The sequence below is a fragment of the Microbacterium sp. Au-Mic1 genome (genome assembly GCF_021341785.1).
Classification (GTDB): domain Bacteria; phylum Actinomycetota; class Actinomycetes; order Actinomycetales; family Microbacteriaceae; genus Microbacterium.
This window is the reverse complement of the sequence record NZ_JAJTTF010000001.1, coordinates 130,624-150,032: the sequence shown is the minus strand read 5'-3', so window position 1 is coordinate 150,032 and position 19,409 is coordinate 130,624. Positions and strand designations below refer to the sequence as shown.

Below are 19,409 nucleotides of genomic sequence, written 5' to 3'. Positions count from 1 at the left end.
TCGCTCGGATCCAGCCTAGCCAGAAGGCGGAGTCTCCGAGGCATCGGAATCGGATCCGCCGCCGGCGACCACGGATTCCCGCCTGTTCTCGGATCCGGATGTGGTCGAGGTTCCCGCCAGGTGCACCCGGATCGCCTCGGCGAGGGCCGGGCCGATGCCCTGCACCTCCTGGATCTCCTCGGCTGCCGCACGCCGAAGCGCGGCGACGGATCCGAAGTGCCGTAGCAGCGACTTGATCCGCGCGGCTCCCAGCCCGGGGACCTCGCCCAGGATCGACGTGATGTCACGCCGGCGCCGTTTGCGCTGATGGGTGATCGCGAAGCGGTGAGCCTCGTCGCGCAGACGCTGCACCAGGTAGAGAGCCTCGCTGGTGCGGGGCAGGATCACCGGGTAGTCCTCCCCCGGGAGCCACAGCTCCTCGAGCCGCTTGGCGATGCCGCACAGGCCGATGTCGCTGCGGCCGGCGTCGCGGAGCGCACGCGCGGCCGCCTCGACCTGCGGCTTGCCACCGTCGACGATGAGCAGTTGCGGCGGGTAGGCGAAGCGGGGCCTGCGGCGCTCCGTGACGACGAGTTCATCGCCGTCCGCGTCGAGCGTCGGCGCGTCCGCGGGCTCCTCGGGTGCGTCGATGTGCGCGAGGCGGCGGGTGAGCACCTGGTACATCGAATCGGTGTCGTCGGTGGTCTCGGCGATGTTGAACGAGCGGTACTGATCCTTGCGGGGAAGCCCGTCCTCGAAGACCACCATCGAGGCCACCACGTTCGTGCCGCCCAGGTGGGAGATGTCGTAGCACTCGATCCGCAGCGGCGCCTCATCGAGGCCGAGTGCGTCCTGCAGGTCGGTGAGGGCCTGTGTGCGCGTCGTGTAGTCGCTGGAGCGCCGGGTCTTGTGACGGATGAGAGCCTGCTGCGCATTGAGGGTGGCGTTGCGCATGAGCTCCGCCCGCTGACCGCGCTGCACCACCGCGATCTCCACCTTCCTGCCGCGGCGATCCCGCAGCCACTCCTCGAGCTCGGCGGTGTCGTCCGGCAGCGACGGCACCAGCACGCGTCGCGGAACCTGCTCACCGCTCGCCTCGCCGTACACCCGCTGCAGGATCTGATCCACGAGCTCGGCGCCGGAGATGTCGATCTCCTTGTCGAGCGTCGATGCACGCACACCGCGCACGCGGCCGCCGCGGATCACGAAGTGCTGGATGGCCGCCGACAGCTCGTCCTCCGCGATGCCGAACAGATCGGCGTCCTCGTCCTGCGGCAGCACCAGGGCGCTGCGGCCCAGCACCGCGTCGATCGAGGCGAGCCGGTCACGGTGCTTCGCGGCGTTCTCGTAGTCCATCGCCGCCGACGCCTCATGCATGCGCCGGGTCAGGTCGCGGGTGAACCGCTCGTCTCCGCCCTCCATGAAGGCGATGAAGTCATCGACCATCGCGCGGTGCTCGGCGATCGTGACCGTCATCGAACAGGGGCCGCCGCACTTGCCGATCTGGCCCGGAAAGCACGGCCGGCCGGTCGCCATCGCCTTGCGGTAGCTCGCATCGCTGCAGGTTCGGATCGGGAAGACCTTGATCATCTGGTCGATGGTGTCGTGGACGGTCCAGACCTTCGGATACGGGCCGAAGTACTTCGCCCCGGGGATCCGCCGGTTGCGCGTCACGATGACCCTCGGGGCCTCGTCTGCGAGGGTGATCGCCATGAACGGGTAGGACTTGTCGTCCTTGTAGCGCACGTTGAACGGCGGATCGAACTCCTTGATCCACATGTACTCGAGCTGCAGCGAGTCGACGTCGGTCGGCACCACCGTCCACTCCACCGACGCGGCCGTGGTGACCATGCGCCGGGTGCGCTCATGCAGGGTGCGCAGCGGCGCGAAGTAGTTCGACAGCCGCTGACGCAGGTTCTTCGCCTTCCCGACGTAGAGCACCCGGCCCTGCGCATCGCGGAACCGGTACACCCCGGGGTCGGTGGGGATCTCCCCCTGCCGCGGCTTGTACGGGAGTTCCTCGGCCATCAACCCGCCTTGCGCTCGAGCACCCGCTGCGCGCCGGGACGCGCCCCCGCGGGCGCCGTGCCGAGGATCTCCGCGAGGAACACGCCGGTGTGACTGTCGGCATTGCGCGCCACCTGCTCCGGTGTGCCGGTCGCGATGACCTGCCCGCCGCCGGATCCGCCCTCGGGGCCGAGGTCGATCACCCAGTCCGCCGACTTGATGACGTCGAGGTTGTGCTCGATGACGATGACGGTGTTGCCCTTGTCCACGAGCCCGTTCAGCACCTCGAGGAGCTTGCGCACGTCCTCGAAGTGCAGGCCCGTGGTGGGCTCGTCGAGCACGTAGATCGAACGGCCGTTGCTGCGGCGCTGGAGCTCGGTGGCGAGCTTGACGCGTTGCGCCTCACCGCCCGAGAGCGTCGTCGCCGACTGGCCCAGGCGCACATAGCCGAGTCCGACGTCGACCAACGTCTTCATGTAGCGGTGGATCGCCTGGATCGGCTCGAAGAACTCCGCGGCCTCTTCGATCGGCATCTCCAGCACCTCGGCGATGTTCTTGCCCTTGTAGTGCACCGCCAGGGTGTCGCGGTTGTAGCGCTTGCCGTGGCAGACCTCGCAGTCGACGTACACGTCGGGCAGGAAGTTCATCTCGATCTTGATCGTGCCGTCGCCCGAGCACGCCTCGCAGCGCCCGCCCTTGACGTTGAAGCTGAACCGGCCCGGCTGATAGCCGCGCACCTTGGCCTCGGGCGTCTCGCTGAACAGCGTGCGGATCCTGTCGAAGACGCCCGTGTAGGTGGCCGGGTTCGACCGCGGGGTGCGTCCGATCGGCGCCTGGTCGACGTGCACGACCTTGTCCAGGTTGTCGAGGCCGGTGACCCTCGTGTGCTTGCCCGGGACTTTGCGCGCCCCGTTCAGCCGCGACGCGAGCACCCGGTACAGGATGTCGTTCACGAGGGAGGACTTGCCGGATCCGCTCACACCGGTCACGGCGGTGAGCACCCCGAGCGGGAAGTCCGCGGTGACGTTGCGGAGGTTATTCTCCTTCGCCCCGACCACGCTGAGCATGCGCTTGCGGTCGATCCGGCGGCGCTTCTTCGGCGTGACGATCTCACGACGACCCGCCAGATAGTCACTCGTCATCGAGGCCCTCTCGCGCAGCAGCGCCTCGTACGGGCCGGAGTGCACGACCAGACCGCCGTTCACGCCGGCGCCGGGGCCGATGTCCACCACCCAGTCCGCGGCCTCGATCGTCTCCTCGTCGTGCTCCACGACGATGAGGGTGTTGCCGAGGTCTCGGAGCGTCAGCAACGTCTCGATCAGCCGCCGGTTGTCACGCTGGTGCAGGCCGATCGACGGCTCGTCGAGCACGTAGAGCACGCCCGTGAGCCCGGAGCCGATCTGCGTCGCGAGGCGGATGCGCTGCGCCTCGCCGCCGGAGAGCGAACCGGCCGAACGGCTCAGGTTCAGGTAGGACAGGCCGACCTGGAGCAGGAAGTCCAGCCTCAGACGGATCTCGCGCAGCACCTGCGCCGCGATCTTGGCCTCGCGAGGTGTCAGCTCGAGACGCTGCATGAACTCCTGCGCCTCGGCGAGGCTCTTGTGCGAGACCTCGGCGATCGAGTGCCCGTGCACCTGCACCGCGAGCACCTCGGGCTTGAGCCGATCGCCATCGCACACCGGGCAGGGCACCTCGCGCAGGTACTCGCCCCAGCGGCTGCGCTGGGTGTCGCTCTCGGCCTGCTGGTACTGCCGCTCGATGTAGGGCACCACGCCCTCGAAACCGGAGGAGTAGCGCATCTCGCGGCCGTACCGGTTCTTCCACTTCACGGTGACCTTGTAGTTCTCACCGTGCAGCACCGCCTCCTTCACATCGGAGTGCAGCTTGTGCCAGGGCGTGTCGAGCGAGAAGTCGAGATCCACGGCGAGTCCCTCGAGCAGGCGCTCGTAGTACTGGAACAGGCCCTTGCCCTGCGTCGTCCAGGGGATGATCGCGCCCTCGCGGATCGACAGGCTCTCGTCGCCGAGCATGAGCTCCGGGTCCACCGACATCCGGGTGCCGAGACCGGAGCAGGCGGGGCAGGCGCCGAACGGCGCATTGAAGGAGAACGTGCGCGGCTCGATCTCGGTGAGCGTGATCGCGTGCCCGTTGGGACACGCGAGCTTCTCGGAGAACGACTGCCAGGCGTCGTCGCCGTCCTCGTCCACGAGGTTCACCTGGACGACGCCCCCCGCAAGACCCAGTGCGGTCTCCACCGAGTCGGTGACCCTGCCCAGGATGTCGGGTGCGGCCACGAGGCGGTCCACGACCACGCCGATGTCGTGCTTGTAGCTCTTCTTCAGCACAGGGGGCTCGGCCAGCTGCACGAGCTCGCCGTCGACGATCGCGCGCGCATAGCCCTTGGCTCCGAGCTCGCGGAACAGGTCGACGAACTCGCCCTTCTTCTGGCTCACCACGGGTGCGACGATCTGGTACCGCGTGCGCTCGGGCAGCTCCATGAGCTGGTCCGCGATCTGCTGCACCGTCTGGCGCTGGATCCGCTCGCCGCACTGCGGGCAGTGCGGCACGCCGATGCGCGCCCACAGCAGGCGCATGTAGTCGTAGATCTCGGTGATCGTGCCGACCGTGGAGCGCGGGTTGCGGTTCGTCGACTTCTGGTCGATCGACACCGCAGGGCTCAGCCCCTCGATGAAGTCGACGTCGGGCCGGTCGACCTGGCCGAGGAACTGGCGGGCGTAAGCGCTCAGGGACTCGACGTAGCGGCGTTGTCCCTCCGCGAAGATCGTGTCGAACGCGAGGCTCGACTTGCCGGACCCGGAAAGCCCGGTGAAGACCACCAGCGAGTCGCGCGGGATCTCGAGGTCGACGTTGCGGAGGTTATGGACACGAGCGCCTCGGACGCTGAGTCTTCCAGGGCTGGTTACGGGTACGATCGGCACCCGTCAAGTCTAGGAGCGGCCACCGACATTGGATCCGGCGGGCCCCTCAGCGCCTCCCGGCGGAGAGCCGGACGGCCTCCTCGACGCGGGCCCCGGTCCCCATGACACCCGCAGGACGGCGGCGCTCACTCCGGTGAGGACAGCGGCCCCGAGCGGCGCCAGCCACGCGAATCCCGGTCCGTGCAGCGGTGGCACGGCGAGCAGCATGAGCGCCGCGACCGACTGCGCGATCGCCTGGATCAGAAGCAGACGGCGCACGCCGGGCAGCAGCACGGCAGGCCGGATGCGGGAGCGCCACGGCACGGCCCATGCCCAGGCGGCGAGGACGTGCGCCGCGTGGATCAGCAGGATCGCCAGCGCCGTGCGCGCCGCCGACGGCTCGGTCAGGACCATGCCCACCGCCATGCAGGCGATGCCGATCCACGACCCCATCGATCGCGGGGCCAGCACGGACACGAGCGACGCACCTCCGGCGACCCACCACCACAGCGGATACGGGTTCAGCAGCAGGACGCCCCCGACGATGATCACCGCGGCGCCGATCCGCAGCACCGGGGCAGGGAGGGAACCCGGTGCGATCAGCTCGTGCGGCCCCCTCATCGTCGCGCTCCTCGGCCGCGATCGCGCCGCCCGGTGCGAGCCGCGATCCGCAGCGCCGCCATCGGATCGTCCGCGTCCCAGGAGACCACCTCGACCCCGGCACCGCGGAGGTCGTCGAGCACGCCGGCGCGCTCGAGCAGCAGCGTGCGCATGGCGAGGTTCTGCGCCGGGGTCAGCCGCTGCGTCCGCGGTGCCGGCAGCACGTCGATCGCCACGACGGCCTGTCCCCCCGCGCTCCAGCGCAGCGCCAGATCCGCCGCTGCCCCGTCGAAGAACGTCGACAGCACGAACACGATCGACCCCGGCGGCACCGGCGGCGTGCGCCGGTACCGCGTGCCGTCGCCGTCCGCGCCGGTGCCCGCGATCACGCCGCGCAGCCGCTCCAGGTGCCGGGCTCCGGAACCGCTGCGCAGGGAGCGGCCGCCGGGTGACAGGGCATGGAACGCGACGCGGTCACCCGCCCCGATCGCCGCTGCCGCGACCGACAGCGCGGCCTCCCGGCCGAGGTCCATCGACGTGGGTCCGCTGTGCGCGGTCGCGCCGCTGCCCCAGGTGGCGACCACGGCCCCCAGGTCATCCGCGGTGTCCAGTGCGATGACGACAGCGCTGTCGCTCAGCGCGTTCGTGCGTCGCACCAGCAGCTCGCCGGGACGCCGCGCCACCCGCGCCGTCGCCCGCCAGTCGATACGGCGCAGCTCATCGCCCGGCGCGTACGGATGGATGTCGCGGAAGTCCCCGCCTGTGCCTCCGCGGCGCCCGTCATGGGCTCCGTGCAGACCGATCAGCCGAGACGAGAGCGGCAGCTCGGCGATGCGTCTCGTCCGCGGCGACGCGGCCCAGACCGCGGAGAACCGCGGCGTCGGCGCGCTGGCCCAGGCGCCGTCATGGTGCAGGGCGCGAGCCGAGACGGCCAGCGCTTCGGACGGACCGGAATGCAGGGTGCGGGTGCGCGTGCGCGCCGCCTCCCCCGGAGGCGTCTCGACCTCGCCCGTGCGCTCGCCGCCCTGATCGACGGCGAGCTGGATCCATTCCGCCGTCGTGACGACCTCGATCCCACCCTGGACCGCCTCCCGGTCTGCGGCAGCGTCCACGCGCAGCACGATCTCCACCGAAGACGCGCCCGGGGGCCGCCACAGCGCCCAGACGGCGGCGAGCGCGAGCGGAAGACCCGCCGCGATCACATCGGGACGGCCGAACACCAGGCCCGCGCCCGCGAGAAGCACGGATCCGGCGAACGCCGCCGCCAGGATAGGCGTGCGCTGCCAGTCCAACCACGCGCGCAGCGTCGAGCGGGTCTCGGTCATGTGCGGATCGCACCGGTCTCCGCCACCGTCGGAGGTGCGGGCGTCGCGTTCACGACCCCGGCGACGACGCCGGTCGGATCCACGCCCTGCGCCCAGGCCTGAGGGGTCAGGGTCAGCCGGTGCGCGAGCACCGGGATCGCGATGCGCTTGACGTCGTCGGGGCGCACGTAGCCGCGACCCTCGATGGCCGCGACGGCTCGTGCGAGCAGGATCAGCGCCTGGGATCCGCGCGGCGAGGCCCCCACCGCGACGTTCTGCGCGGTGCGGGTCCCCCGCGCGAGATGGACGGCGTAGCGGATCAGGTCGTCCTCGACATGGATCCGCTCGACCGCCGCCTGAAGCGCGAGCAGTTCCGCGGTGTCGATCACGGGGTCCACTTCGGTGTGCTCCCGCTGCCGCCGGATGCGCTGCTCGACGATGCCGGCCTCGTTCTCGGGCTCCGGATACCCGACGGCGAGCCGGACCATGAACCGGTCCAGTTGCGCTTCGGGCAGCGCGTATGTGCCCTCGTACTCGATGGGGTTGGACGTCGCGATCACGTGGAACGGCTCGGGCAGGGCGTACCGCCGTCCCTCGACCGTCACCTGGCGCTCCGCCATCGCCTCCAGCATCGCGGACTGGGTCTTCGGGGTGGTTCGGTTGATCTCGTCCGCGAGCAGCAAGCCGGTGAAGATCGGACCGGGGCGGAACCGGAACTCCCCCGAGTCGGGCGCATAGACGAAGGATCCGGTGACATCGCCCGGGAGCATGTCGGGCGTGCACTGCAACCGGCGGAACTCCAACCCGAGCGCCGCCGCGAGGCTGCGCGCGGCGAGCGTCTTGCCCAGGCCCGGGACGTCCTCGAACAGCACGTGGCCACCGGCGAGGATCGTGGCCAGGGCGAGTGTCAGCGGCTCGTCCATGCCGACGACGGCGGTGCGCACGCCCGCGAGGACCCGCGCCGCCGTGTCGGTGATGGCGGCGATGTCGCCGTCTCTCGTGTGATCGATGCTCATGCTCGCTCCGGGGTCGTGGTGGCGGACGGGGATCGGTTCGGACGGACCGGCGGTTCCTCCAGGGCGCGCAGGAGCCGCTCCAGATCGGGACGGCGCATCTCGGCGGCCACGAGCGCGGCGTGCGCGCCGGGTCCGAGGATCGCGTCGACCTCGTCGGCGTCCGCGGCGTGCGCCGACAGCCCGTACTCCCCGAGACGCCGATCGGCGAGCGCGCTCACCCGACGGCGCAGGGCCATCCCCACGACCCCGGTGCGCGCGTCCACGGCCCACGCGAGACGGGAGACATCGGATCCGCGCTGGAACTGCTCAGGAGGAGGCGGCGGCCACGGACCGGACTCGTCCAGGAAGCTCTGCTGAGCGATCAGCAGCGCTGCGGCGAAGGCGAGGATCCAGGCGATTCCGAACGGGAGCGGGACACCGAGGAATCCGAGAAGCAGCACGACCGGAACGCCGACGACGATCCACAGCACGACCAGCACGATCCAGCGCTTCACCGCCAGGCCTCCTCGATGGTCGCGAGGCACCGGCGCGCGGTCGCGCGTGCGGCCTCGTCGGCCCGCTCGCCGCCGAAGCGCACGGATTCGTACAGTCCGAGCAGCGTCTCCAGCTCGCCGTCCAGCCCCGGCCTCCGGCGCAGGATCCGCAGAGCGAACTCCCCCGGGGTCTCGGAGGGCACGCGGGCGCGCCCGGCGCGCGCCGACGCCTCCTCCAGCTGCACCCATGCGGCGACGATCGCGTCGCCGGGGTCGCGGTGCGCGTCGATCTCCTCCTGTGCGCTCGCCGCCGCGGTGCGGATCGTCCCGGCGTCCACCGCTTCCTCCCCGGTGGCCGAGGCCTCGCCGACCTCGACCGCGCTGCCTGCCTCGCGGCTCATCGGACGGGCGATCCAGAGCGCGCGAGCCATACGCCAGAACAGCCACCCGAGCAGCAGCAGGAAGCCGAGAGCGATGACGAGCTCGATCACGACCACGATGACACCCAGGATCGGGCTGTCGAGAAGCCCTGTCTCTCCGGCGCCGGGCGTCTGCGTGCCGGCCGTGGGCGTGGGCGCCGGGATCCGATGCTCGAACGCGATGTCACCGAACCGGGGAACGCCCTGCAAGGACGCGATGGCCATGAGCAGCGCGGCGAGAAGCACCACACCCACGAACATTCCGGAAAGCGGCGGGGTGCGAACGAGCGGGTCGTCGCGGACCATTCCCTCACCCTATGCGCTGCCACCGGCCGCGGCGATCATCGTGAGCCGCCGATCGCCGCGGGAGTCCTCACGCCGAGCACATCAGAGGTCGACGGCGCCGGCGAATCGGTTCAAGGCGTCGCGCACGACCTCCACCTCGGACACCGTCATGCCGAGCCGCGCCATCACCTGCCGAGGCACGTCCAGGGCCCGTGCCCTGAGTGCCGCTCCCTTCGGCGTGAGGGCGATGTCGAGGCGGCGTTCGTCGGCGGCGCTGCGCTGCCGCTCGATCAGCCCGTCGGACTCGAGTCGCTTCACGAGCGGCGAGGCCGTCGCCGGATCCATGGCCAAAGCCGTCGCCAGCTCGCCGAGCGATCGCGGCGACCGCTCCCACAGTGCCAGCATCGCCAGATACTGGGGATGCGTGAGGCCGAGCGGCTCGAGGATCGGACGGTAGACGCCGACCACGTTGCGCGCCGCCGTCACGAGGGCGAAGCACAACTGGTTGTCCAGGCGGAGCAGATCGTCGGGGCTGGGATCGGTCACCTAACGATGTTACCAATCACCCTAATCATTAGTACACTAATCATCATGACGAACAGTCCCGTGGAGCACCCGCCGCTCCGCCAGCGCATCCGCGAGGCGGGTGGCCTCTACGCATGGATCAACACGAACCTCATCCGCTTCGCCGGCCCCGCCTCGGTCGGTCCCTATGAGGCGACGCCGCCCCCGTCGGCCGCGGAGCGCGCGCAACGCGGCTGCCCGCTGTGCGGCGCGCCGATGACGGCGCACGAGATCGACCGCAGCGGGCCGAAACCGCTCATGCACTGCCCCTGAGCCCGGCCGCCGATGACGCGACCGGCTCGTCGGCCGAGCGCGGCGCTCCGCACATCAGGCCGCGCCGGCATCCTCCCGAGCGAGATCGATCCACTCCATGAGCCCCCTGTCGTCCGAGACGACCTCGGGTGCCACGTCGAGCCAGTTCTCACTCATCGTGCGCGCACCCATGACGGCGCGAGCGACTCCCGGCTCGGTCAGCAGCACGGCGGCGCGCTCCGCGCCGACGCGCACCAGCAGCGTCCCGCCCTTGCGCGCTCCGACCAGGATCCGCCCTTCGCTCAGGAAGGCGCGACTGCCGAACATCCCGCGCTCCTCGATCTCACCCGCACCGCCGAGCAGCGCGCGGATCCGATCCGCCAGTTCGACCACCGCCGCGTCCACCAAGTCGCCTCCTCCGTCACCCCGCACGACGCGGGTCAGGCATGCCCGGCCCGCTCCATGGCGCGCAGCTCCTTCTTCAGGTCCTGCACTTCATCCCGCAGGCGCGCGGCGAGCTCGAACTTGAGCTCTCCCGCCGCCGCCAGCATCTGAGCGGACAGATCCGCGATCGTGTCCTCGAGCTGCTCCGCGCCCTCCGCCGCGATGCCCACGCGCCGCAGGTTCGGAGTCGGCGACTTGCCTCGCCCCGATTTGGTGCGTTTGGCGAGCATCTCCGCCGTGTCGGCGCCTTCGCGCGCGAGCACATCGGTAATGTCTGCAATGCGCTTCCTCAGCGGCTGCGGATCGATGCCGTTCGCGGTGTTGTACGCGATCTGCTTCTCGCGGCGCCGCTCGGTCTCCTCGATCGCGTTCCGCATCGAATCCGTCATGTTGTCGGCGTACATGTGCACCTGGCCGGACACGTTGCGCGCCGCTCGGCCGATGGTCTGGATGAGCGAAGTGCCGCTGCGGAGGAACCCCTCCTTGTCGGCGTCGAGGATCGCGACCAGCGACACCTCCGGCAGGTCGAGGCCCTCGCGGAGCAGGTTGATGCCGACGAGCACGTCATAGACGCCTGCGCGCAGCTCGGTGAGCAGTTCGACGCGTCGGAGGGTGTCGACATCGGAGTGCAGGTAGCGGACCCGGACCCCGTGCTCTCCGAGGAAGTCGGTGAGCTCCTCGGCCATCTTCTTCGTGAGCGTGGTGACCAGCACGCGTTCGTCGCGTTCGACACGCAGGCGGATCTCCTCCAGCAGGTCGTCGATCTGACCCTTCGAGGGCTTCACGACGATCTGCGGATCCACGAGGCCGGTCGGGCGGATGATCTGCTCGACGACGCCGTCGGCGATGCCCATCTCGTACTTGCCGGGCGTGGCGGAGAGGTAGACCGTCTGCCCGATCCGATTCTTGAACTCGTCCCACCGCAGCGGCCGGTTGTCCAGCGCGCTGGGCAGACGGAAGCCGTGATCGACGAGGGTGCGCTTGCGAGACGCATCGCCCTCGTACATCGCGCCGATCTGGGGAACTGTCGCGTGCGACTCGTCGATGACGAGGAGGAAGTCGTCGGGGAAGAAGTCCAGCAGCGTGTGCGGCGGCTCGCCCGCCTCGCGGCCGTCCATGTGCCGCGAGTAGTTCTCGATGCCGGAGCAGAATCCGAGCTGCTGCAGCATCTCCAGATCGAACGACGTCCGCATGCGCAGGCGCTGCGCCTCGAGCAGCTTGCCCTGACGCTCGAGCTCGGCGAGCCGCTCCGTGAGCTCGTCCTCGATCTGACCGATCGCGCGCTGCACGACGTCGGTGCCCGCGACGTAGTGCGACGCCGGGAAGATCGGCACGGAGTCGAGCTTGGCGATCACCTCTCCGGTGAGCGGATGCAGCGAGTACAGGGCTTCGATCTCATCGCCGAACAGCTCGATCCGGATCGCGTGCTCCTCGTAGACGGGGATGATCTCGATCGTGTCCCCGCGCACGCGGAAGTTGCCGCGCGAGAAGTCGACGTCGTTGCGGTTGTACTGCATGGCGATGAACTGGCGGATCAGCGCGTCGCGGTCGTACCTCTCCCCCACCTGCAGCGCGACCATGGCGCGCAGATACTCCTCAGGCGCGCCGAGGCCGTAGATGCAGGAGACCGTCGAGACGACCACCACGTCACGGCGACTGAGCAGCGAGTTCGTCGTGGAGTGGCGCAGTCGCTCCACCTCGGCGTTGACCGACGAGTCCTTCTCGATGAACGTGTCCGTCTGCGGGACGTATGCCTCGGGCTGGTAGTAGTCGTAGTACGAGACGAAGTACTCGACCGCGTTGTTCGGCATCAGGTCGCGGAACTCGTTCGCGAGCTGTGCGGCGAGCGTCTTGTTGTGCGCGAGCACGAGGGTGGGCCGCTGCACCTGCTCGATGAGCCATGCCGTCGTCGCGGACTTGCCGGTTCCGGTCGCACCGAGCAGCACCACGTCGGTCTCCCCGGCGTTGATGCGCGCAGCGAGCTCGGCGATGGCCTGCGGCTGATCACCGGCGGGCACATATTCCGAGACGACTTCGAACGGTCGGACCGAACGCGTGGGTTGCATCCCTTAACACTACGAGGAGCCTCCGACATCGGCGTCGGAGGCTCCTCATCGGATCGGGCGGATCAGACGTCGTGCACCTTCGGACCGACGACCGGCGTGTACCCGTCCAGCGCCGAGACGAGACCGTCGATCTTCCGCGTGCCGTCGGCGCTCACGCCCGAGATGTTGAGCGTCATCGACTTCAGCCCCGGCTGCGAGCCCAGCACGTTGTTGTAGTCCAGCTCGAAGCCGGTGATCCCGCTGAAGCACGACACCGCCTGAGTGGACGCGAGCGTGACGAGCGTGGCCGTGGCCGATACGATCCGCCAGGCGTTGCCGGCGGACCGGACACCGCTGCCCGCCAGCGTGAAGCCGGGGACGCCGTCCGCCGTGCCGTCCCATGCCACGGTCGCCGTGAGGTTGAACGTGACGTTCTGGAAGTTGTCGGTGGCGAAGCAGCTCTCGACTCGAGAACTCGATGCGGACAGCGTCGTGTCCTTGATGTTGGGTGAGGACTCCACGAGCGAGCCCACGCTCGTCGGCTGGCCGCTGGCCGCTGCCATCGGTGCCGCAGCGGCGATGGCGATGACGGGCACCGACCACGCTGCGCCCTTGATCACGGTGCGGCGCGAGAGGCCGCTCTTGACGTCGGTCATGATTGCACTCCAGATATCGGTTGAGCGGTGGCTCAGAAACCGAGATCGCGCACGGCGCGGGTTCGACGCGCACGACGGAGACGCAATGCGTCCAGCCCCCAGACTTCCCCAGAGCTTTTCCCCATTGTCCCCACAGCGCTTCCCCGCACTGCCCCACGAGCGAAGATATATGATCCTCTCGAATATTGCAAACCATATGAACAAACTGTCCGATCGGTTGGCTCCTCCGATCGTCGACGTCAGTACATCCTGATCAGCGCGCAATATGTGGCATATCACCGGTGGTCCCCTACAGTGGTGCCGTGATCGAGTTCGTGATCGGATCCAGCCTTGCCGCGGCCGCCGACCTGAACGCCTGGATCCCGCTGTTCCTGCTCGGCCTGGCGGCGAAGCTCCTGCCCGCCGTGGCCCTCCCCGCGGGCTGGTCCTGGCTGGGCAGCGACATCGCACTCTGGATCATCGGCGCCCTGCTCGTCCTGGAGATCGTGGCGGACAAGATCCCCGCGCTGGACTCGCTGAACGACATCGTGCACAGCATCGTCCGGCCCGCCGCCGGCGGCATCGCGTTCGGTGCCGGCGCGAGCGCGCGGACCGTCGCCGTCGACGACCCCGGCACGTTCTTCTCCGAGCACACCTGGATCCCCATCGTCGCCGGAATCGTCATCGCCCTCGCCGTGCACGCGGTCAAAGCGACCGGGCGAGTCGCCGCGAACGCGGCCACGGCGGGCGTCGCCGCCCCCGTGCTCAGCACGACGGAGGACATCGCGGCGTTCCTCCTGAGCGCGACGGCGATCATCGTGCCGGTGGTCGCCGCGATCCTGCTGGTCGCCCTGATCGTCGGGATCGCCGTCGTGGTGCGCCGACGATCCCGACGGCGCGACGCCCGTGCGGTCGCCGAGTAGCCGTCAGCCCCCGCGCGTCCAGACGTACGGCGTGGTGGTCGTGACCTTGCGCATGCCGGACCGCTCGAGGATCGGTCGGGAGAACTCGGTCGAATCGGAGTGCAGATAGCGCAGCCCGCGCTGCAGAGCAGCCTGGGCGCGCTTCGCCGTCAGAGCCCGGTACACGCCTCGGCCCCGCCACTCCGGCACGGTCGCACCACCCCAGACCCCTGCGAACTCGGTTCCGCCGACAGGTTCGAGGCGCCCGGCACTGATCACGCGCCCCTCGGCCTCCGCGACCCAGAGCACGACATCGTCGCCGGCCGCGACACGGGCGATCATGTGCTGCGCCCGCTGCTCGCCGTCGCCGTGCCCGAACACGGCCGCCTGCATCCGCTCCATCGCGACGATGCCCTCGTCGTCGCGCACCTCGCGCAGCACCACGCCCTCGGGCACCGGCACGTCGACCGCGAGGGCGGCCGCCTCCCCGAGCATCACCGACTCGACCTCCTCCGGGAAGAAACCGGCATCACGCAGCGCGGTCTCGAGGCCGGGTGCGACGTCGTGTCCGCGGGTCTTCCACTCCGCCGAGCCCACTCCGGGGAGCGCCTCGAAATGCGCGCGCACCTCCTGAACCAGCGATCGGATGCGGCGCTCCCCCAGCCCCGCGAGATCGGCATAGCTCGCGAAACCGGCGCCGCCCGGGAACACGCCGACCCAGGCCGGACCGATCCTCCGGATGCTCTCGGCGCCCGCCAGCTCCGCCTCGCCGCGCAGCTGCCGGTCGTACTCAGCCAGCAATGGGGTCACGCCCGAGACTCGGTCTGCAGCCGCTGCCACAGCTCGTCCGCCTGCCGGAGAGTATCCGCCAGCGACCCCGCCGTGTCGACGAGAACGTCCGCGATCTCGCGACGACGCTCGTCCGGCACCTGCGACGCGATCCGCTTCCGCGCCTCGTCGCGGTCGAGACCACGTTCTCGCACGAGCCGGTCCTCGCGCTCGGAGGCCGGGGCGTCGGCGACCACGATCAGGTCCCAGGGGTCGTCCACGCGCGCCTCCACCAGCAGCGGGACGTCGTACACCACGACGGCGGAAGGATCCGCGGTCAGCGCCTCGGCGAACCGCCGCTGCGACTCCGCCTTCACGGCGGGATGCACGATGGCGTTCAGACGGCCGAGCGCATCCGCGTCGCCGAAGACCCGCGCTCCGAGTCTCGCCCGGTCCAGAGCCCCGTCGGCCTGGATCATCTCGGTGCCGAACTCGGCCGCGATGCGCGCGAGCACGGGCGAGCCCGGTGCTTGCACGTCGCGGACGATCCGATCGGCGTCGATGACGACGGCGCCGTGCGCGGCGAGCTGCGCCGCGATCGTGGACTTGCCCGACGCGATGCCGCCGGTGAGCGCGATGAGGGGCATGCTGCCAGTCTCGCACGGGATCCGCACCCGCCGTCAGGGCCACCCGTTCCGCACTCCGGCCGATGGATCCGCCGCGCGCAGTGCGATGACCGCGGCCAGGGCGGCGGACGCGCACATCCCGATCACGATCCCCCCGAACCACGCCCAACCCCATGCCGCGAACGCGATGCCGAGCGCCCACCCGAACAGGCTCGAGCCCGTGTAGTAGGCGAAGTAGTAGAGCGACGACGCCTGCGCGCGGCTCTCCGCGGAGGCGGCGACCGGAGTCCACCCGGATGCCACCGCGTGGGCGCCGAAGAATCCCGCCGTGAAGAGCACCAGGCCCAGCAGCACGACGGCGGTCAGCGGCACCAGCATGAGCGCGGCGCCGCCGGCCATCACCGCGATCGATCCCAGCAGCACGGGGTACCGCCCCGCCCGCGAGGCCAGGACGCCGGCCCACGGCGACGATGCCGTCCCCGCGAGATAGGCGAGGAAGAGCAGCGTCACGAACCATGCGGGCAGCGCGAACGGCGCAGCGGAGAGACGGAAGCCGAGGTAGTTGTACACCGCCACGAACGCACCCATCAGCAGGAACGCCTGGGCGTACAGCGCCAGCTGGCGGGGAGAGCGCAGCAGGGCGAGCAGTCGTGTCGCGACCCCGGATCCGCGGTCCGCGCCCAGCCGCAGCGGCACGAAGCCCTGCGACCGCGGCGCGAGCCACAGGAACAGGCCGGCGGCCACCGCGCAGAGTCCCGTCGCGGCCCACACTCCCGCCTGCCACCCCGTGGCCTCGGCGACGAGACCCGACACGATCCGCCCTGCGAGCCCGCCGACCGTCGTGCCCGCGATATAGCTGCCCGCGGCCGCGGCCGCGTGGCGGGGACCCACCTCCTCGGCGAGGTAGGCGAGCGCGACGGCGGGCACGGCCCCCAGCGCCACCCCCTCGGCGCAGCGCAGGGCGAGCAGGACGACGATGTCGCCGCCGAAAGGCGCGAGCATCCCCAGCACGGTCGCCGTGATCACTCCGACCGCCATCGCGGGCACTCTGCCGATCCGGTCCGCGACGACGGACCAGCCGATCACCGACGCCGCCAACCCCAGCGTGGCGGCGGAGACGCTCAACGCGGCGGTCGCCGGATCCACGGCGAGGTCGCGGGCAAGCTGCGGCAGCACCGCCTGCGGCGCATACAACTGCGCGAACGTCGCGATGCCCGCGAAGAACAGGCCGAGGATGAGCCGCCGGTACGCAGGGGATCCCGGGGCGTGACCGACGAACGTCACCGAACGCGGATCCGACGTCGCGCAGCTCGGGGACACAGCGCGATCGGATCCATGTTCTCCATCCTCACACGTCCGCGGGGCGCCGTCCGCGGCGAGCCGGCGAAGGCGCTGGGGCCGCGTTTCCAGCACATATGGAACGGGCCGCCACCTGCCCGGAGGCGAGGTGACGGCCCGTTCGTCGAAGGGTGACGCTTACGCGTTGCCGCCCGAGAGCTTCTCGCGCAGAGCCGCGAGAGCCTCGTCGTCGGCCAGCGTGCCGGCGCCGGCGGAGTCGCTCGAGAACGACTGCGCGCTCGCGCTGAAGTCGTCGCCCGCAGCGGCCTCGGCCTCGGCGGCCTTGATGACCTGCGCCTTGTGCGCCTCCCAGCGAGCCTGGGCAGCCGCGTACTCCTGCTCCCATGCCTCGCGCTGGGCGTCGAAGCCGTCCTTCCACGCACCGGTCTCGGCGTCGAAGCCCTCCGGGTACTTGTACTCGCCGTTCTCGTCGTACTCTGCGAGCATGCCGTACAGGGCCGGGTCGAACTCGGTGCCGTACGGGTCGACCGACTCGTTGGCCTGCTTCAGCGACAGCGAGATGCGGCGACGCTCGAGGTCGATGTCGATGACCTTGACGAAGACCTCTTCGCCCACCGAGACGACCTGCTCGGCCAGCTCGACGTGCTTGCTGGACAGCTCGGAGATGTGCACGAGGCCCTCGATGCCGTCCGCGACGCGCACGAACGCACCGAACGGAACGAGCTTGGTGACCTTGCCCGGGGTGACCTGGCCGATGGCGTGGGTGCGGGCGAAGACCTGCCACGGGTCCTCCTGCGTCGCCTTCAGCGACAGGGAGACGCGCTCGCGGTCGAGGTCGACCTCGAGGATCTCGACGGTGACCTCCTGGCCCACCTCGACGACCTCGGAGGCGTGCTCGATGTGCTTCCAGGACAGCTCGGAGACGTGCACGAGGCCGTCCACGCCGCCGAGGTCGACGAACGCACCGAAGTTCACGATCGACGACACGACGCCCTTGCGGACCTGACCCTTGTGCAGGTTGTTGAGGAACGTGGTGCGCGACTCGGACTGCGTCTGCTCGAGCAGGGCGCGGCGCGAGAGGACCACGTTGTTGCGGTTCTTGTCGAGCTCGAGGATCTTGGCCTCGAGCTCCTGACCGAGGTACGGCGTCAGGTCGCGGACGCGGCGCAGCTCGATGAGCGATGCCGGCAGGAAGCCGCGGAGGCCGATGTCGACGATGAGTCCACCCTTGACGACCTCGATGACCTGACCGGTGACGACGCCGTCGTTCTCCTTGATCTTCTCCACGTCGCCCCAGGCGCGCTCGTACTGGGCGCGCTTCTTGGACAGGATCAGACGGCCTTCCTTGTCCTCCTTCTGGAGGACGAGGGCCTCGACCTGGTCGCCGACGGAGACGACCTCGTTGGGGTCGACGTCGTGCTTGATGCTCAGCTCACGCGAGGGGATGACGCCCTCGGTCTTGTAGCCGACGTCGAGGAGGACCTCGTCGCGGTCGATCTTGACGATCGTGCCCTCGATGATGTCGCCGTCGTTGAAGAACTTCAGGGTCTTCTCGACCGCAGCCAGGAAGTCCTCGGCAGATCCGATGTCGTTGATCGCGACCTGCTTGGTGGCCGGGGCGGCCGTTGCGGTAGTCATGTAGTGGGTTGTCCTTGTTGATGGATACTCGGGCCGCGGCACGCGCTCAGCAGAGCACAGGATCGCGCCGCGGCGAATTGAATGTGTCTTGGTCGTCACGCACGCAGGAGGAACCCCCCACCGGTGACACCTCATGCTATCAGGTCGCTGAGCGTTCCGGTGACCGCATTCTCGCGGCCCGCGCCCCTCGACCGTCCGGCACAGCAGTGACCAACGCCGCGCTTCCGCGTGATGTTCCCCGGGCCGGCTTACCGCACTCATGGACGGATGCGATGACCGCCCTGGCAGACTGTGGGGATGACCGATGCCGCTCCGAAGCTGCTCCTCCTCGACACCGCCAGCCTCTACTTCCGCGCCTTCTACGGCGTGCCCGACGCGGTCAAGGCGCCGGACGGCACCTCGGTGAACGCAGCCCGCGGGCTGCTGGACATGATCGCGAGGCTCGTCACGGCCTACCGACCCACTCACCTCGTCGCCTGCTGGGACGACGACTGGCGTCCGCAGTGGCGGGTCGACCTCATTCCCAGCTACAAGGCGCACCGCGTCGTCGAGGTGGTCTCGGGCGGAGCCGACGTCGAGGAGGTGCCGGATCCCCTCGAGGCGCAGATCCCGATCATCCGGGAAGCGCTCGGCGCACTCCGGATCCCTATCATCGGGGTCGCCGCACATGAGGCCGACGACGTGATCGGCACGCTGGCGACCGTCGCGGAGATGCCCGTCGACATCATCACCGGGGACCGGGACCTGTTCCAGCTCGTGGACGACGCCCGAGGCGTCCGGGTGATCTACACCGGTCGCGGCATGAGCAACCTCGAGGACCTCACCGAGGAGGCGGTGGTGCGCAAGTACGGGGTGCTCCCGAGCCAGTACGCCGACTTCGCGACGATGCGCGGCGACGCCTCCGATGGGCTCCCCGGCGTGGCCGGGGTCGGCGAGAAGACCGCGGCGAACCTCCTCGCCGTGCACGGCGACCTCGCCGCGATCCGCGCCGCCGCAGAGGGCGCGGAGGGCATGTCGGCAGGCGTGGCGAAGAAGATCCTCGCCGCCTCGGACTACCTCGATGTCGCCCCCACCGTGGTGCGCGTCGCGACCGCGTTGCCGATCGCCGTCCCCGCCGAGCCGCTGCGGCCGCTCGACGCCGCCGAGACCGCCGCCGCCGTCGGGGTGGCCGAGCGGTGGAACCTCGGCACCTCGATGGCCCGCGCGCTGGAGGCGCTCAGCCGCACCGCGTGAGG

General features: G+C 70.0%; 18 protein-coding genes. 3 read left to right on the top strand and 15 right to left on the bottom strand.

Annotated features, from left to right (window positions below):
• Positions 1–15: 15 nt before the first annotated feature.
• From uvrC to LXM50_RS00705, 8 genes are all read right to left on the bottom strand, one after another.
• On the bottom strand, positions 16–2,007 hold the full coding sequence (uvrC, locus tag LXM50_RS00740) for an excinuclease ABC subunit UvrC (RefSeq protein WP_233309199.1): 1,992 nt from the start codon (positions 2,005–2,007) through the stop codon (positions 16–18).
• A complete protein-coding gene (gene uvrA / locus LXM50_RS00735; protein WP_233309198.1) occupies positions 2,007–4,925 on the bottom strand; it encodes an excinuclease ABC subunit UvrA in 2,919 nt (972 codons plus the stop codon). Before uvrA ends, uvrC begins: the two co-directional genes overlap by 1 nt.
• Positions 4,926–4,934: 9 nt before the next feature.
• Positions 4,935–5,525 (bottom strand): hypothetical protein, encoded by a 591-nt coding sequence (locus tag LXM50_RS00730; RefSeq protein WP_233309197.1) that lies wholly within the window; start codon positions 5,523–5,525, stop codon positions 4,935–4,937.
• Positions 5,522–6,829 carry a DUF58 domain-containing protein gene (locus LXM50_RS00725; RefSeq protein WP_233309196.1) on the bottom strand — a complete coding sequence of 436 codons (1,308 nt, stop codon included), beginning with the start codon at positions 6,827–6,829 and terminating at the stop codon, positions 5,522–5,524. Before LXM50_RS00725 ends, LXM50_RS00730 begins: the two co-directional genes overlap by 4 nt.
• Positions 6,826–7,824 carry a MoxR family ATPase gene (locus tag LXM50_RS00720; RefSeq protein ID WP_233309195.1) on the bottom strand — a complete coding sequence of 333 codons (999 nt, stop codon included), beginning with the start codon at positions 7,822–7,824 and terminating at the stop codon, positions 6,826–6,828. The genes LXM50_RS00725 and LXM50_RS00720 overlap by 4 nt, the downstream gene beginning before the upstream one ends.
• Complete coding sequence (locus tag LXM50_RS00715) at positions 7,821–8,318, bottom strand: hypothetical protein (protein ID WP_233309194.1); 498 nt, start codon at positions 8,316–8,318, stop codon at positions 7,821–7,823. Before LXM50_RS00715 ends, LXM50_RS00720 begins: the two co-directional genes overlap by 4 nt.
• A complete protein-coding gene (locus tag LXM50_RS00710) occupies positions 8,315–9,022 on the bottom strand; it encodes a DUF4129 domain-containing protein (RefSeq protein ID WP_233309193.1) in 708 nt (235 codons plus the stop codon). Before LXM50_RS00710 ends, LXM50_RS00715 begins: the two co-directional genes overlap by 4 nt.
• An 81-nt stretch (positions 9,023–9,103) precedes the next feature.
• Entirely contained in the window at positions 9,104–9,547 is a 444-nt protein-coding gene (locus LXM50_RS00705; protein ID WP_233309192.1) for a MarR family winged helix-turn-helix transcriptional regulator, read from the bottom strand.
• A gap of 45 nt (positions 9,548–9,592) precedes the next feature.
• Here LXM50_RS00705 and LXM50_RS00700 point away from each other — a divergent pair, with 45 nt between their 5' ends.
• On the top strand, positions 9,593–9,838 hold the full coding sequence (locus LXM50_RS00700; RefSeq protein ID WP_233309191.1) for a hypothetical protein: 246 nt from the start codon (positions 9,593–9,595) through the stop codon (positions 9,836–9,838).
• A 54-nt stretch (positions 9,839–9,892) separates the two neighbouring features.
• On the opposite strand, the gene LXM50_RS00695 is transcribed toward LXM50_RS00700, so the two are convergent.
• The 3 genes from LXM50_RS00695 to LXM50_RS00685 all read right to left on the bottom strand — a co-directional run bounded on the left by LXM50_RS00695 (position 9,893) and on the right by LXM50_RS00685 (position 12,962).
• Positions 9,893–10,222 carry a TfoX/Sxy family protein gene (locus LXM50_RS00695; RefSeq protein WP_233309535.1) on the bottom strand — a complete coding sequence of 110 codons (330 nt, stop codon included), beginning with the start codon at positions 10,220–10,222 and terminating at the stop codon, positions 9,893–9,895.
• Positions 10,223–10,257: 35 nt separating this feature from the next.
• Positions 10,258–12,327, bottom strand: a complete 2,070-nt coding sequence (uvrB, locus tag LXM50_RS00690) for an excinuclease ABC subunit UvrB (protein WP_233309190.1) — start codon at positions 12,325–12,327, stop codon at positions 10,258–10,260.
• A 62-nt stretch (positions 12,328–12,389) separates the two neighbouring features.
• A complete protein-coding gene (locus LXM50_RS00685; RefSeq protein ID WP_233309189.1) occupies positions 12,390–12,962 on the bottom strand; it encodes a hypothetical protein in 573 nt (190 codons plus the stop codon).
• Between the two features lie 302 nt (positions 12,963–13,264).
• Between LXM50_RS00685 and LXM50_RS00680 the strand changes: the two genes are divergently transcribed.
• A complete protein-coding gene (locus tag LXM50_RS00680) occupies positions 13,265–13,864 on the top strand; it encodes a DUF4126 domain-containing protein (protein ID WP_233309188.1) in 600 nt (199 codons plus the stop codon).
• A gap of 3 nt (positions 13,865–13,867) precedes the next feature.
• On the opposite strand, the gene LXM50_RS00675 is transcribed toward LXM50_RS00680, so the two are convergent.
• From LXM50_RS00675 to rpsA, 4 genes are all read right to left on the bottom strand, one after another.
• Positions 13,868–14,653: a GNAT family N-acetyltransferase gene (locus tag LXM50_RS00675; protein WP_233309187.1), complete on the bottom strand. Its 786-nt coding sequence runs from the start codon at positions 14,651–14,653 to the stop codon at positions 13,868–13,870.
• Entirely contained in the window at positions 14,650–15,258 is a 609-nt protein-coding gene (gene coaE / locus LXM50_RS00670) for a dephospho-CoA kinase (protein ID WP_233309186.1), read from the bottom strand. Before coaE ends, LXM50_RS00675 begins: the two co-directional genes overlap by 4 nt.
• Positions 15,259–15,291: 33 nt before the next feature.
• The gene (locus LXM50_RS00665) at positions 15,292–16,521 is read right to left on the bottom strand and encodes an MFS transporter (protein WP_233309185.1); all 1,230 of its coding nucleotides are present in this window, start codon (positions 16,519–16,521) and stop codon (positions 15,292–15,294) included.
• Between the two features lie 192 nt (positions 16,522–16,713).
• Complete coding sequence (gene rpsA / locus LXM50_RS00660; RefSeq protein ID WP_233309184.1) at positions 16,714–18,174, bottom strand: 30S ribosomal protein S1; 1,461 nt, start codon at positions 18,172–18,174, stop codon at positions 16,714–16,716.
• A gap of 297 nt (positions 18,175–18,471) precedes the next feature.
• Between rpsA and LXM50_RS00655 the strand changes: the two genes are divergently transcribed.
• Entirely contained in the window at positions 18,472–19,407 is a 936-nt protein-coding gene (locus LXM50_RS00655) for a 5'-3' exonuclease (protein ID WP_233309183.1), read from the top strand.
• The last annotated feature ends 2 nt before the right edge of the window (positions 19,408–19,409 follow it).